The sequence below is a fragment of the Rhizomonospora bruguierae genome, assembly GCF_018397995.1.
Classification (GTDB): domain Bacteria; phylum Actinomycetota; class Actinomycetes; order Mycobacteriales; family Micromonosporaceae; genus Rhizomonospora; species Rhizomonospora bruguierae.
Genome location: NZ_BBQH01000020.1, coordinates 110237 through 124085 on the forward strand (window position 1 = coordinate 110237; position 13849 = coordinate 124085).

Genomic DNA, 13849 nt, shown 5'->3' on the forward strand with positions numbered 1-13849 from the left:
GCCGGCCGGCGCGAAGCGCCACGAGGCCGGTGGCCGTGCAGGAAGCACCGCAGCCGCGAACGAAAGGCGGGCACGGTGAGCGCCCGGAGCGCGCCGGCCGGCAACGGCGGAGGGGGCGCGGCCGAAGAGGTACCCCCGCCGGTGCGGGAACCGGCGACGGAGGCCGACCTCGCCGCGGTGGCCGCCCAGCTCGGGCGCCCGCCGCGGGGTACCCGCGCGGTGGCGCACCGGTGCCCCTGCGGCCTGCCGGACGCCGTCGAGACCACGCCCCGGCTGCCCGACGGCACCCCCTTCCCGACCCTCTACTACCTCACCTGCCCCCGGGCGACCGCGGCGTGCAGCCGGCTGGAGTCCGGCGGCGTGATGAAGGAGATGGCCGCCCGGCTCGCGGAGGATCCGGAGCTGGCGGCGGCCTACCGCGCCGCGCACGAGAGCTACCTGGCCCGGCGCGAGGAGATCGGCCACGTTTCCGAGATCGCGGGGGTGTCGGCCGGCGGGATGCCCGGCCGGGTCAAGTGCCTGCACGTGCTGCTCGCCCACGCGCTGGCCGCCGGGCCGGGCGTCAATCCGCTCGGCGACGAGGTGCTCGGCATGATCGAGCCGTGGTGGCCGGCGGGGCCCTGCGTGGCCCCGTAGTCTGGATTCTCGTGGAGGTCAACATCCGGCGGGCCCGCACCGCCGACGTGCGGGCGATCCGGCGGCTGGTGGACACGTACACCGACGACCGGCGGCTGCTGTCCAAGGCCACCGTCACCCTGTACGAGGATCTCCAGGAGTTCTGGGTGGCCACCCGGATGCCCGGGGGCGAGGTGGTCGGCTGCGGCGCCCTGCACGTCATGTGGGAGGACCTCGCCGAGATCCGCACCGTCGCCGTTGACCCGGCCTGCCGGGGCCAGAAGATCGGCTACGGGATCGTCGCCGCCCTGCTGGACTCCGCCCGCGAACTCGGCGTCCGCAAGGTGTTCTGCCTGACGTTCGAGACCGGGTTCTTCGGCTCGTTCGGCTTCCAGCCCATCGACGGCGCGCCGGTCCCGCCCGCGGTGTACGAGCAGTTGCTGCGCTCGTACGACGAGGGCGTCGCCGAGTTTCTCGGTCTGGAGCGGGTCAAGCCCAACACCCTGGGCAACACCCGCATGCTGCTGGTGATGGAGGCGTAGATGACCCGGGTCGCGGCGATCGACTGCGGCACCAACTCGATCCGGCTGCTCGTCGCGGAGTTGCCCACCAACGGCGGCCCCCTGGTCGACCTGGTCCGCCGGATGGAGATCGTCCGCCTCGGTCAGGGCGTGGACCGTACCGGCCGCCTGGCGCCCGAGGCGATCGAGCGCACCCGCGCGGCGCTGGCCCGGTACGCCGACGAGATCCGGGGCCTGGCGGCCGTCCGGGTCCGCATGGTCGCCACCTCGGCCACCCGTGACGCCGCCAACGCGGACGAGTTCCGGGCCATGGTCCGCGACACGCTCGGCGCGTCGCCGGAGGTCATCACCGGCCACGAGGAGGCCACCCTCTCCTTCACCGGCGCGGTCCACGGCCTCGACGCCGAGCCCCCGTACCTGGTCGTCGACATCGGTGGCGGGTCCACCGAGTTCGTCGTCGGCGGCCACGGCGCCCCGCACACCGAGTCCGGCGGCGCTGGCCTGTCCGGCGTCATCTCCATCGACGTCGGCTGCGTCCGCATGACCGAACGCCACTTCGCCGCCGACCCGCCCACCCCCGCCCAGGTCGCCGCCGCCGAAGCCGACATCACCGCCGCCGTCGACACCGCCCTCCGGGCCGTGCCGGGCCGCTCCGCCCGCACGCTGGTCGGCCTCGCCGGCTCGGTCACCACGGTCACCGCCATTGCGCTGGGGCTGGACCACTACGAACCCGACCGCATCCATCACACCCGCGTCCCGTACGACGAGGTCGCGAAGGTCACCGCCGACCTGCTCGCGATGCCGGTCGCCCGGCGCCGCGAGATCCCGGTCATGCACCCCGGGCGGGCGGACGTGATCGGCGCCGGCGCCCTGGTGCTGCGCATCGTCATGGAGCGCGCCGGCGCACCGGCCGTCATCGCCAGCGAGCACGACATCCTCGACGGCATCGCCTGGTCCCTCGCCTAGGCCACTGTGGCGTTCGGCCAGGAGGTTTACACCGATCTTTGGAGCAAGGCAGCCGCGCTGCTGCACTCGGTCTGCATGAACCATGCCCTGATCGATGGGAACAAGCGTCTCGCCTGGGTGGCGGCGCGGGTGTTTCTGGCCCTCAATGAGGTGCGGATCCGGGACGTCGACGTCGATCAGGCCGAGGCGCTCGTGATGTCGGTGGCCGGCGGCACCCGCACCGAGGTCTCTGACATCGCCCGCGAGCTTCGCAAGCTCTACATCTGAGTCATCGCTCGAATTCTGCCGGGACGGCCTGATCCCGTTCAGGCATCACGGGAAGTCGGCCAAGCCTAAGAGATCGACAGAGGGCACTCCTGTCGTTGACGGTACTGTGTAGTGCGTAGTACCTTGCGATGCGTGGATACCACCCAGCTCCTGAAGGGCGTCCTCGACCTGGCGGTACTCGCCGTCCTGCGGCACGAGGACGGCTACGGGTACGACATCCTGCGCCGGCTGCGCACCGCCGGCCTGGCCGAGATCGGGGACGCGTCGGTCTACGGCACGCTGCGGCGGCTGTTCCAGGCCGGCTATCTGACGACCTACGTGGTGCCCTCGGAGGAGGGGCCGCACCGCAAGTACTACGCGATCAACGCGGCCGGGCGGGACCAGCTCGGCCGGTCCGCGAAGGTGTGGCGGGCCTTCGCCAGCACGATGGACGAACTGCTCGGTGATGAGGGAGTGGCGGCGTGAGCGCGATCGTGTCCAGCGAGGCGGAGGGGTACCTGGGCCGGGTGCGCGCGGCGCTGGCGGACCTGCCGCCGGTGGCCCGGGAGGAGCTGCTGGAGGACCTGGCGCAGCACCTGGCGGAGGTCTCGGCGGAGGGCGAGGGGTCGCTGGCGGACCGGCTGGGCTCGCCGGAGGCGTACGCGGCGGAGTTGCGCGCCGTGGCCGGCATCGCGGCCGGCGGCCGACGGGTGGCCTGGGAGGCGACCGAGGTGGTGCGCCGGGGGCGGGCCGGGCTGCGGGCCGCGGACCTGCGGCTGGGCCGGCTGCTCGGGTGCGGGCGGGCCAGCGACTTCGGGCGGCTGCTGCACCCGGGGTGGTGGGTGCTGCGCGGGTACGTGTTGGCCGCGATCCTGCTCAACGCGTTCGCCGCGCAGTCGACCGGCCTGTTGCCGCCGAATTCGGAGAGCTTCTGGGTCTGGCTCGCGGTGGTGGTCGCCTGCGTGGTCGTCTCGGTGCGGTTCGGTGTGGTCTCGACCGGGTGGCGCCGGCCGGAGGCCCGCCTGGTGGTCGCCGGCGCGAACGCCGGGCTGGCGGTGCTCCTGGTGTTCGGCATGTTCACCTTCGCCGACCGGACCATGTTCACCGAGCCGACGCACGCGTATGAGGATCCGTACGGCAACACCGCGGTGTTCCCCTACGACGAGCAGGGCCGACCGCTGACCGGGGTGCGCCTGCTGGATCAGAACGGCGTCGAACTGCGCATCGGAGGGGCGCAGGAGTGCGTCTACGCGTCGCCGCGGTACGCCGAGGACGGGTGGCCCGGATCGGGGCCGCTCGCCCACCCGCTGTGCGACCGGCCACACCCCCTGCCCACACTCGCCCCGCTTCCCGGCGTGAGCGCGTCGCCACCGCCCGCCACGACCGAGCCCACCGGCGGCTCGCCGACCGCAACACTGACCGTTGCGCCGACCCGGTGATCGGCTGTTCGGCCAAGGGGCAGGGGGCAGCGGGAAGGACCACGGGTCGATACATTGTCGGCCGCACATACTCCTGAGAGAAAGCTGAGTGTCTTGACCCAGCAAGCCCCTCCGCCCCAGTACCAAGGTGGCGACATCCCGCCGCAGCAACCCGCGCCGTCCGGGGTGCCCGCCGCCACGCCGACCCCGACTCCGACCCCGACGTCCGGTGGTAAGGCCAAGGGCTTCCTGTTCAGGATCATCGGCCTCGTCGTGGTGGCCGTCGTCCTGGTCGTTGGCGGCGCCATCTGGCGCAACGTGACCGGTGACCCGTCGACGGCGAGCGTCGGCGACTGCGTCTCCGGCTCGGAGAAGGACCCCAACAACATCAAGGTCGCGGACTGCACCAGCGCCGACGCGACCGGCAAGGTCGTCGGCAAGGTCGACGGCAAGACCGAGTCCGACTTCAACGCCAACTACGAGGCGATCTGCGAGCCGTTCCCGAGCGCCGAGACGGCGTTCTGGAGCGGCAAGTCGGGGCGCAAGGGCTACGTGCTCTGCCTGGAGCCCGTGACGAAGTAGGCGTTTACGGCGGTGACGTGGTGTACGTCCGGCAAATCAGGGACGAACACCACGTCGCCGACTCCTTCCCCGCGACCCCCGGTCATGATTGGCTACCCGAACCACGCGGCGTGCCATCGCACGGCGGCGACTGGTCGACCAGCCAATGATGACTGACCGACGGGAGACGGGCCATGGGCGAGATGGTGAGCTACCCCAGCAACGGTGGCGAGAGCGAAGGCTACCTCGCGATACCGGACGAGGGCACCGGGCCCGCGGTCGTGGTGATCCAGGAGTACTGGGGGCTGGTGCCGCACATCCGTTCGCTGGCGGACCGCTTCGCCGAGGCGGGGTTCGTGGTCCTCGCCCCGGACCTGTACCACGGCGTGCAGGCCACCGAGCCGGACGAGGCCGGCAAGCTGATCATGGGGCTGGCGATGGACCAGGCGGCCCGGGACATCGCCGGCGCGGCGAGCTACCTGCGGAGCCGGCCGGAGACCGCCGGCGGCGTGGGCAGCGTCGGCTTCAGCGCGGGCGGCAGCCTGGCGCTGTGGTCCGCCACGCTCTCCGCGGACATCGTGGTGGCGGTGGGCTTCTACCCCGTCCTGCCGTGGGAGCGGATGAGTCCCGAGTGGAGCAACTACGCCGGCAAGGCCGCGATGATCCATTGCTCGGAGGAGGACGGGGCGTCGACGGCGGCCGGCGTGCGGGCGGCCGGCAAGGCGATCGAGGCGGCCGGCGGGGAACTGACCATCCACGACTACCCCGGCACCCGGCACGCGTTCTTCAACGACGACCGCCCGGAAACCTTCGATGGGGAAGCGACCCGCACCTCGTGGGCGCGCACGCTGGAGCTGCTGCGCGCGAGGCTGACCTGAGGGTGCGCGGATGAGGACGCAGACCCCCGCGCAGGTCCGGGCGCACGCCGCGGCGGCGCCCGAGCTGGCCACGCTGGACGCTGCGGTCTCCGACTGCTTCGCCTGCCCCCGCCTGGTCGCCTGGCGAGAGGAGGTGGCGGCGACCCGCCGCGCGGCGTTCCGCGACCAGGAGTACTGGGGCCGCCCCGTCCCCGGTTTCGGCCCGCCGGACGCCCGCATCGGCATCCTGGGCCTGGCGCCGGCCGCGCACGGCGGCAACCGCACCGGCCGGATCTTCACCGGCGACCGCTCCGGCGACGTGCTGTTCGCCGCGCTGCACCGGGTGGGGCTGGCGAACCAGCCGACCAGCGTGTCCCGGGACGACGGCCTGGAGCTGACCGACACCCGCATCTTCGCCTCGGTCCGCTGCGCGCCGCCAGTGAACAAGCCGACCCCGGCCGAGCGGGACGCGTGCGCGCCGTGGCTGCACCGCGAGGTGGCGCTGATCCGGCCCACGCTGCGGGTGGTGGTCGCGCTGGGCGCCTTCGCCTGGGCGGCCTGGTGGCCGACCCTCACCGCGGTGTACGGGGTGCGGCCGCCGGTGCCCCGCCCGGCGTTCGGCCACGGCGCGGTCTGGCGCGGCGACGGGGTGCCGGCCCTGCTCGGCTGCTACCACGTCAGCCAGCAGAACACGTTCACCGGCCGGCTCACCCCGTCGATGCTGGACGAGGTTCTGACCGCCGCCCGGGAGGTGGCCGGGTTCGCCGGGCCCGGCGATGTCGGGTTGAATCGGTAGCCATGAAGGCTGGGGCGCCGACGGCGCTGGACGCGCTGCGCCGCTGGTGGCCGCTGGCGGCGGCGGCGCTGCTGCTGGCCGCGGTGGCCGCCGCCGCCGCGTTCAGCACGCCCCGGCTCGGCCGGGTGGCGACGCCCGAGATCAGCTACCAGGCGCCGCGGCACGCTGGCGAGGTCACCGCGGCGCCACCGCCGACCGCGCCCGTGGACGTGCCGCCCGCCGAGCGGGGGCAGCCGCTCGTTCCCCGCTGGGTGACCGTGCTGGTCGGGGTGCTGTGCGTCGCGCTGGTCGTGGCGGTGGTGGTGGCGATCCTGGTCATGCTGCTGCGGGACCGGTTCCGGTCGCGACGGGGGGTGGACGCCGCGCAGCGCCCGCGGGTCAGCCAGGAACGAACGGCGCAGGAGGTTGTCGCCGCGGTCGACGCCGGGCTGGTGGACCTTTCCGCCGAGGACGCCGACCCGCGCCGGGCGGTGATCGCCTGCTGGGTGCGGCTGGAGCAGGCGGCCGCGGCGGCCGGCGTGCCGCGCGAGCCGGGCGACACCTCCACCGACCTGGTGACCCGGCTGCTGTCGGGCCACGACCTCACGCCGCAGGTGCTGGCCGGCTTCGCGGCGGTCTACCGGGAGGCCCGGTACGCCACGCACGCGGTGGACGACCAGACGCGCCAGCAGGCCATCGCGGCCCTGCGCCGGCTGCGCGCCGAACTGGCGCACGGAGGAAGCACCGCAGTCGCGAGCGAAAGGCAGGCACTGTGAGCGCGAGGAGCGCCCGGAGCGTGCCGGCTCGCGACCGCGCAGGAAGCACCGCAGTCGCGAGCGAAAGGCAGGCACTGTGAGCGCGAGGAGCGCCCGGAGCGTGCCGGCTCGCGACCGCGCAGGAAGCACCGCAGTCGCGAGCGAAAGGCAGGCACCGTGAGTGGCGGGCTGGCCAGCATCGACGACCTGCTCGAAGACCCGGAGGAGGGCGAGCAGCGGCCCGGGCGGGCGGGCAGCGCCGCCGGCTGGATTGCCAAGTCGGCGTTCGCCGCGGCGATCGGGGCCCTGATCGTCTTGCTGGTGCTGCGCGCCGGCGGCGTCACGCTGCCGTTCGCGCTGCTGTTCGCGGCCGCATACGCCCTGCTGGTGCTGCGCCGGGTGCTGCGCGAGGTGCAGCCGGCGCCGGTGCCGCGGGCCCGCCGCCGCGCCACGCGGGACGAGAGCGAGTACATGTTCGGCACCGGCGACGCGCTACGCTCCGCGCTGAGCAGGTGGGAGAACCGCCTGGCGTGGGTGCGGGACGACGCGCCGCGGTTCACCAGCAAGGTGCGGGACCAGATCGCGGAGACCGTCGACGAGCGGCTGCGCCAGCGGCACGGGATCTCCCGCGCGGCCGACCCGGTGCGCGCCCGGCAGATGCTCGGGGAGCGGCTCTGGCGGTTCCTCACCGAGCCGGTGGTCCGCCCGCAGTCGTCCCGGGCACTGGCCGAGCTGATCGGCGACGTGGAGCGGATCTGACCGCCGTGGAAGGTGAGGAGAACCGATGACCGAGCAGCACGCACCCCTGCCGAACGGCGAGGTGGGGCGCCTGGCCCGGGCGGTCCTGGACGCCGTCGGCACGGTGGTGGTCGGCAAGCGGGATTCCCTCGAGCTGGTCCTGGCCGGCATCCTGGCCGGCGGGCACGTGCTGTTGGAGGACCTGCCGGGCCTGGGCAAGACGCTCACCGCCCGCTCCTTCGCGCAGGCGCTCGGGCTGGACTTCCGCCGCCTCCAGTTCACCCCGGACCTGCTCCCCGCCGACGTGACCGGCTCGTTCCTGTACGACCAGCGGCAGCACGACTTCAGCTTCCGCGCCGGCCCGGTGTTCACGAACCTGCTGCTCGCCGACGAGATCAACCGGACGCCGCCGAAGACGCAGGCGGCCCTGCTGGAGGCGATGCAGGAGAAGCAGGTCTCGGTGGAGGGCGTCACCTACCGGCTGGACGCCCCGTTCCACGTGCTCGCCACCGCCAACCCCATCGAGCACGAGGGCACCTACCCGCTGCCCGAGGCCCAGCTCGACCGGTTCCTGCTGCGCGTGTCGTTCGGGTACCCCAGCCGGGAGGAGGAGTGGGACGTGCTGCGGCGCCGGATGGGCCGCCGGCGCGAGGAGGCGGTGCTGGAGCCGGTCGTGGACGCCCCGACCCTGCTGCGGATGCAGGCCGCGCTGGAGGACGTGGTCGTCGAGGACTCCATCGGCCGGTACATCGTGGACCTCGCCGCGGCCACCCGCGAGCACCCGTCGGTGCTGGTCGGGGCGTCGCCGCGCGGGTCGCTGGCGCTGCTGCTGCTGGCCCGGGCCGGTGCCGTGCTCGCCGGCCGGGACTACGTGATCCCCGAGGACGTGAAGCAGGTCGCCGAGCCGGCCCTGGCGCACCGGATCACGCTGCGGCCGGAGATGTGGCTGCGCCGGGTGAACCCGTCCTTCGTGGTCAGTGAGGTGCTGGCCGGCACGCCCGCCCCCGCGAGCGGGGCGCTGCCGTCCTACGCCACGGAACAGGGCGGCCTGGCCGTGACGCAGCGGCGTGCCGAGCCGGTCCCCGGCGGGCCGCGGGAGGACCAGCCCGACCCGTACCGCTATACGGCGCCGCCGCGGGGCGAACGGTGACCGAGGGGCCGCCGCTGCGGTCGGCCGCGCCGCCACGGCAGCCGGGCCCGGTTGCGGACGCCGGCGGCCCCGAGCTGACGCCGACCCGGGCGCTGGGCCGGGCGGTCCTGCTGGTCGGCCTGCTCCTGATCGGCGCGGTCGCGCTCGGCCGGGTGGACCTGGTCGTGCTGGCCGCGCCGTTCGCCCTCGGTACCGTGTTCGGCCTGCGCCGCCGCCCCCGCCGGGCTCCCCGGCTGCGCCTGATCACCCGGGACGAGCTGCTCGCCGAGGGCAGCGAGGTGGGCACCACGGTCAGCCTCGGCAACGCCGACGACGTCGGGCACGACCTGGTGATCGCCCGCACGCTCGTCTCGTCCTGGCTGCGGGTGCCGGACGGCGACCGGCCGCACGCCACCTCCGTGCCCCGCGGCGGCACCGTCGACATCGAGCTGACCGGCACGGCGCTGCGCTGGGGCCGGCACACGTTCGGGCCCGCCGCCGCCCAGCTCGTCGCCGCGGACGGGCTGCTCGTCAGCCGCCCGGTGGTCACCGGCGCGCACGGCGTGAAGGTGTACCCGCTCACCGAACCGTTCGACGCGGTGGAGGCGATGCCGAGGGCCGCCGGCCTGGTGGGCGGGCACCGCTCCCGGCGGCCGGGGGAGGGCGGCGAGCTGGCCGGCGTCCGGATCTTCGGCCCGGGGGACCGGCTGCGCCGGATCGACTGGCGGGTCTCGCTGCGCACCGAACGCCTGCACGTCGCGGCCACCCTCTCCGACCGGGACGCCGAGGTGGTCCTGGCGCTTGACGTGCTCGCCGAGGCGGGGCGCTCCGGCGGCATCCGGGGCGAGGCGTCGGTGCTGGACACCACGGTCCGCGCCGCCGCCGCCATCGCAGAGCACTACCTGCAGCGGGGGGACCGGGTCTCGCTGCTGGAGTACGGGGGCGAGAATCGCCGGCTGCGCCCGGCGAGCGGCCGGCGACAGTACCTGACCGTGCTGGAGTGGCTGCTCGACGTCAAGGCGGAGGCGACCCCGTTCGACCCGTACGAGCGGGTCTTCGCGTTCCAACCGCTCTCCGCGAACGCGCTGCTGGTCGTGTTCACCCCGCTGATCGACGAGCGCTCCGGGCCGATGCTGGCCCGGCTGGCCCGCTCCGGCCGGTTCGTGGTCGCCGTGGACACCATGCCGGCCGGGGTCGAGCCGCCGGTCCGGGGGGCGTGGACCCGCGTCGCGTACCGGCTGTGGAAGCTGGAGCGGGAGAACGTGGTCGGCCAGTTGCGCGAGCACGGGGTGCCGGTGGTGCCGTGGGCCGGCGCCGGCAGCCTCGACCTGGTCCTGCGGGACGTGTCCCGGCTCGCCTGGCGCACCGCGGGCGGTGCTGCGATGAGCGGGCCGGCGGTGCCGCGATGAGCCTGCTCCAGGACGTCGCGTACGGGGTCGGCGAGCGGGCCCGCGCCGTGCACCGGGTGTTCACCCGCAGCACGCCCGGCCCGCTGTTGATCCGCGCCGCGGTCGCGCTGACCGGCGCGGCGGCGCTGGTCACCGCGTACCCGGCGAAGCTGGTCTTCGGGCCCGGGGCCGCCCTGATGCTGGTGATTGCCGCGCTGCCGGCGCTGCTGCCGCGCGGGCGCATGGCCACGGTCGTGGTGGTGCTGGCCGTCCTCGGTTGGCTGATGTCCACCACCGTCTTCGCCGAGGGGGTCAATCCCGGGCGGCTGGTCGCCCTCTCCGCGCTGCTGTACCTGGCGCACACGCTCACCGCGCTGGCCGCGGTGCTCCCGTACGACGCGATCGTGGCCCCGGAGGCGCTGGGCGGATGGATCATCCGGGCGCTGGCGGTGGCCGCCGGCTCGGGGGTCGTCTCGATGGGCCTGCTGATCGTCACCGGCGCCGCCCGCGGGCCGGGCTTCCTCGCCGCCACCCTCGCCGGGCTGGCGCTGGCCATCGCCCTGGTGGCGCTGCTGCCGTGGCTGAACCGGCGGGAGCCGGGGGCGTCCTGAGTCACATCAGGCGCCGAGAACGCGCATGCCCCGCGCGGACGGGGAATGATTGATGACGTGAAGCGGCAGCGGATCCTCGTGGTGGGGGCCGGCCATGTCGGCCTGTACGCCGCCCTGCACCTGTCCAGGAAGTTGCGGTCACGCGAGGCCGAGGTCATCGTCGTCGACCCGCAGCCACACATGACCTACCAGCCGTTCCTGCCCGAGGCGGCCGCCGGCAACATCTCCCCCCGGCACTCGGTGGTGCCGCTGCGGCGCGAGCTGCGCCGGTGCACGATCGTCACCGGCGAGGTGACCCGCATCGACCACGCCCGCCGGGTCGCCATGGTGCAGCCGGTCATCGGGCCGGCGCGGGAGGAACCCTACGACCAGATCATCGTGGCGCCCGGGTCGGTCTCCCGCACCCTGCCGATCCCCGGGCTGAAGGAGAACGCGGTCGGCTTCAAGACCATCGGCGAGGCGATCTGGCTGCGCAACCACGTGCTGGAGCAGCTCGACATCGCCGCCGCCACCGCCGACCCGCACACCCGCCGGTGCGCGCTCACGTTCGTGTTCGTCGGCGGCGGCTACGCCGGCATCGAGGCGCTCGCCGAGATGGAGGACATGGCCCGGGACGCGCTGAGGTACTACCCCGAACTGCACCCGGAGGACATGCGCTGGGTGCTGGTCGAGGCGACCAGGCGCATCCTGCCCGAGGTGGGGCCGGACATGGGCGCGTACACCGTCCGGCAGCTGGTCCGGCGGGGGCTGGACATCCGGCTGGACACCCGCCTGGAGTCCTGCGCGGACGGGCTGGTCAAGCTCTCCGACGGCGACTCGTTCGCCGCCGACACGATCGTGTGGACCGCGGGCGTGAAGGCGCACCCGATGCTGGAGCGCACGGACCTGCCGCGCGACGATCGCGGCCGGGTCACCTGCCGGGCGACGCTCCAGGTGGTCGACGGCGACCGGGTCGTCGAGGGCGCGTGGAGCGCGGGTGACTGCGCCGCGGTGCCCGACCTCACCGGCCCGCCCGGCGCGTTCTGCTCGCCCAGCGCGCAGCACGCCGTCCGGCAGGCGCGGCGGATGGCGGACAACATCCGCGCCGTCATCCGCGGGCGGGAGCCCGTCGAGTACCGGCACCGGTACGCGGGCAGCGTGGCCAGCCTCGGCCTGCACAAGGGCGTCGCCCAGGTGTACGGGATCAAGCTCAGGGGCTGGCCGGCCTGGTTCATGCACCGCACCTACCACATGAGCCGGATCCCGTCCCTGAACCGGAAGGTCCGGGTGGTCGTGGACTGGACCCTGGCGCTGTTCCTCAAGCGCGAGGTGGTCTCGCTCGGCCAGCTGCACGAGCCGCGCGAGTCCTTCTCGGAGGTGACCCCGGCGGTGCCGGCCCGCTCCGGCCGCCCGGGCTAACCCACCTTCCAGTACCAGGCGTCGGCGAGCCGCTGACCCGGTCCGAACAGGCCCTCCAGGGCCGTCTTCAGGTCCGGGCCGTACGGTTCGCCGTCGGCCAGCACCAGGCAGGACGCGCGCCAGAACCGGACGTCTGCCAGCGCCTGGTCCCGCTGCTCCGGGACGATCTCCGGCACGCCCTTGCCGGCCGCCACGTCGGCCAGCAACTGCGACGTGGGCTGCTTGTAGGTGCCCATCGAGGCGTTTCCGTCCGCCCCGTACGGCGCGATGAAGAATCCCTCGGGCAGCCCGAACCGGCCCTCGGCCGCCGCCGCCCAGCGCATCGGCCACGGCTCGGGCGGCGTGGGCAGCGGCACCGGGACCAGCACGCCCTTCTCCGCGACGCACTGCCGCCAATGCCCCTGCGAGATGAACTGCGGCACGGGTGCCCGGTCGATGCCGTCCAGCGGGCGCGGGACCACCGGGAGCAGCGCGACCAGCACGAGTACGGGTACCCCCGACCGGACCAGCACCGACGGGTGGGCCAGCGCCCGGTGCAGGGCCAGCGCCAGCAGCGTGCCCAGCAGCGGGATCAGCGCCAGCGCGAACCGCTGCGGCAGGGCGGCCGAGACCACGGGCGCGTCCACGATCAGTGAGAACGGCGCCCACTGCTCGGTGCGCCGGCCGTCGATCACCACCCGGGGTCCGAGCGAGAACGCCGCCATCACCACCGAGGCGAAGACGATCGCCGCCACGACCGGCCGGGTCGCCCGCCGCGACAGGAGCCAGATCGCCAGCCCGGCCGCGAGCACCAGCAGCGGCCAGCCCAGGAACGTGTTGTACTCGGCCGCCCCGGTCGCCAGGCGGGCGTCCTGCGCCGAGCCGAACAGCGCCAGCGGCGAACTGGTCACGTAGCTGACGATGTCCGCCGAGTAGTACTCCGCCGAGAACGGCGCGTTCGGCACGCTCTGCGGCCCGGCGAACTGGAACCACAGCGGGTACGCCAGCAGCGCCAGCGCGGTCAGCACGGCGATCGCGCCGCCCAGCAGGAACCGGGGCGCCGCCCGGAGCGCCTCGCCCGGCGCGGCCGCGGCGTACCCGACCGCCACCAGTAGCAGCGTGATCGCGGTGAGGAACAGAACCTCCTCACCGATGAACACCTGCGCCGACACCAGCAACCCGAGCAGGAGACCCACCCACGGCCGGCCGCCGCGGTACAGCTTGAGCACGCACCAGACCATCGCCGGTACCAGCCACTGCGCCGTCATGTGCAGGTGGCTGTTGTTCTGCGAGACCATGCCCGGCGCGAACCCGCAGAACGCGCCGCCGGCCAGCGCCGCGGCCCGGTGCAGCCGCAGCGACCGGGCCAGCAGCAGGTACCACGCGGCGGCCGTGCCGGCCAGGCTCGCCACCGCGATCACCGCGAACGTGACCGGCGCCCCGAACAGCAGCGTCACGGGCGTGAACAGCGCGCCCAGGGCGATCACCGAGGTGTTGGCGAGCAGGTTCACCCCGTCCGGCGAGTTCAGCCGGTGGGTCAGAAACCCGAAGTCCCCGGTGAACAGGCGGGTATCGTGGGCGAGGAACCACTCGTAGAGGGTCTGGTCGGCGGCGTTGTCCGCGAGCGCGCGGCTGTGCGGGTCCGGCCACAGGGCACTCGCGAGCCAGAATGCGATCGCCAGATATGCCAGACAGACGGCTGCGTCCAGGGCCCACGGTCGGCGCCAGGGCGCCCCGGCCGGTGCCGCGGGCGGCCCGCCGGGCTCCGCTGGACGGTCAGCGTCAGCCACCCGGTCGGCCTCAGTGCTCATCACGACATCGACCCTATGGCATACCCCGGCACCGGCCGGTCGGCCGGTGTGTGTTCGCGATCTACCGGTTACCGTGACATG

The 13849-nt window shown here is 74.0% G+C and carries 15 protein-coding genes and 1 pseudogene; 15 read left to right on the forward strand and 1 reads right to left on the reverse strand.

Features of this window, described 5'->3' with window-relative positions; translation table 11 throughout:
• Positions 1–75 precede the first annotated feature (75 nt).
• The 15 genes and pseudogenes from KJS59_RS11590 to KJS59_RS11660 all read left to right on the forward strand — a co-directional run bounded on the left by KJS59_RS11590 (position 76) and on the right by KJS59_RS11660 (position 11978).
• On the forward strand, positions 76–636 hold the full coding sequence (locus KJS59_RS11590) for a DUF501 domain-containing protein (RefSeq protein WP_213452841.1): 561 nt from the start codon (positions 76–78) through the stop codon (positions 634–636).
• Positions 637–647: 11 nt separating this feature from the next.
• Positions 648–1157, forward strand: a complete 510-nt coding sequence (locus tag KJS59_RS11595; RefSeq protein WP_249714055.1) for an amino-acid N-acetyltransferase — start codon at positions 648–650, stop codon at positions 1155–1157.
• The gene (locus KJS59_RS11600) at positions 1158–2102 is read left to right on the forward strand and encodes a Ppx/GppA phosphatase family protein (protein ID WP_213452842.1); all 945 of its coding nucleotides are present in this window, start codon (positions 1158–1160) and stop codon (positions 2100–2102) included.
• Between the two features lie 6 nt (positions 2103–2108).
• Positions 2109–2369: a type II toxin-antitoxin system death-on-curing family toxin gene (locus KJS59_RS11605; protein ID WP_213452843.1), complete on the forward strand. Its 261-nt coding sequence runs from the start codon at positions 2109–2111 to the stop codon at positions 2367–2369.
• Positions 2370–2501: 132 nt separating this feature from the next.
• Positions 2502–2834, forward strand: coding sequence for a PadR family transcriptional regulator (locus KJS59_RS11610; RefSeq protein ID WP_213452844.1), 333 nt, complete (start codon positions 2502–2504; stop codon positions 2832–2834).
• Positions 2831–3787, forward strand: coding sequence for an HAAS signaling domain-containing protein (locus KJS59_RS11615; RefSeq protein ID WP_213452845.1), 957 nt, complete (start codon positions 2831–2833; stop codon positions 3785–3787). The genes KJS59_RS11610 and KJS59_RS11615 overlap by 4 nt, the downstream gene beginning before the upstream one ends.
• Positions 3788–3880: 93 nt before the next feature.
• On the forward strand, positions 3881–4348 hold the full coding sequence (locus KJS59_RS11620) for an LppU/SCO3897 family protein (RefSeq protein WP_213452846.1): 468 nt from the start codon (positions 3881–3883) through the stop codon (positions 4346–4348).
• A 173-nt stretch (positions 4349–4521) separates the two neighbouring features.
• On the forward strand, positions 4522–5205 hold the full coding sequence (locus tag KJS59_RS11625) for a dienelactone hydrolase family protein (protein ID WP_213452847.1): 684 nt from the start codon (positions 4522–4524) through the stop codon (positions 5203–5205).
• Positions 5206–5215: 10 nt separating this feature from the next.
• On the forward strand, positions 5216–5980 hold the full coding sequence (locus tag KJS59_RS11630) for a uracil-DNA glycosylase (RefSeq protein WP_213452848.1): 765 nt from the start codon (positions 5216–5218) through the stop codon (positions 5978–5980).
• A gap of 2 nt (positions 5981–5982) precedes the next feature.
• The gene (locus KJS59_RS11635; protein ID WP_213452849.1) at positions 5983–6735 is read left to right on the forward strand and encodes a DUF4129 domain-containing protein; all 753 of its coding nucleotides are present in this window, start codon (positions 5983–5985) and stop codon (positions 6733–6735) included.
• A gap of 156 nt (positions 6736–6891) precedes the next feature.
• Positions 6892–7473: a hypothetical protein gene (locus KJS59_RS11640; RefSeq protein ID WP_213452850.1), complete on the forward strand. Its 582-nt coding sequence runs from the start codon at positions 6892–6894 to the stop codon at positions 7471–7473.
• A gap of 25 nt (positions 7474–7498) precedes the next feature.
• Positions 7499–8488, forward strand: a pseudogene (locus tag KJS59_RS11645) (AAA family ATPase); the annotation flags it as partial.
• A 110-nt stretch (positions 8489–8598) separates the two neighbouring features.
• Complete coding sequence (locus KJS59_RS11650) at positions 8599–9990, forward strand: DUF58 domain-containing protein (RefSeq protein ID WP_376771154.1); 1392 nt, start codon at positions 8599–8601, stop codon at positions 9988–9990.
• Positions 9987–10580, forward strand: a complete 594-nt coding sequence (locus KJS59_RS11655) for a hypothetical protein (protein WP_213452851.1) — start codon at positions 9987–9989, stop codon at positions 10578–10580. The genes KJS59_RS11650 and KJS59_RS11655 overlap by 4 nt, the downstream gene beginning before the upstream one ends.
• A gap of 57 nt (positions 10581–10637) precedes the next feature.
• Positions 10638–11978, forward strand: a complete 1341-nt coding sequence (locus KJS59_RS11660; protein ID WP_213452915.1) for an NAD(P)/FAD-dependent oxidoreductase — start codon at positions 10638–10640, stop codon at positions 11976–11978.
• On the opposite strand, the gene KJS59_RS11665 is transcribed toward KJS59_RS11660, so the two are convergent.
• Positions 11975–13768, reverse strand: a complete 1794-nt coding sequence (locus KJS59_RS11665; protein WP_249714057.1) for a hypothetical protein — start codon at positions 13766–13768, stop codon at positions 11975–11977. The two genes, KJS59_RS11660 and KJS59_RS11665, sit on opposite strands and share 4 nt — an antisense overlap.
• Between the last annotated feature and the right edge of the window lie 81 nt (positions 13769–13849).